This window comes from Companilactobacillus crustorum JCM 15951, from assembly GCF_001434585.1.
In the GTDB taxonomy this organism is placed as follows: Bacteria; Bacillota; Bacilli; order Lactobacillales; family Lactobacillaceae; genus Companilactobacillus; species Companilactobacillus crustorum.
In genome coordinates this window covers 1-207 of sequence record NZ_AZDB01000101.1, presented here as the reverse complement: position 1 = coordinate 207, position 207 = coordinate 1, and the positions used below count along the sequence as shown (strand labels likewise).

At 40.6% G+C, this 207-nt stretch carries 1 protein-coding gene; it reads right to left on the bottom strand.

Annotated features, from left to right (window positions below):
• On the bottom strand, positions 1-207 hold a 207-nt coding region (locus FD26_RS11000), incomplete at both ends, for a transposase (RefSeq protein WP_420888500.1).

Here is a 207-nt window from a genome sequence, read left to right as displayed (position 1 = left end):
GACAAATTTGTCAGCATAACCTGATACGGTGTTTGCCAGTCGAGTATTTTAAGCGGTCGCTGGTTAATTTGGAGTAACGTCGTCGTTAAATCTTGAGCACTAATGTGCTCAAAACGAGTCCCTTTAGGATAAAAATAACGTAAATTCCGATTAAAGCGTTCATTACTACCACGTTCAGCTGGAGTATAAGCATGGCAGTAATAGGTC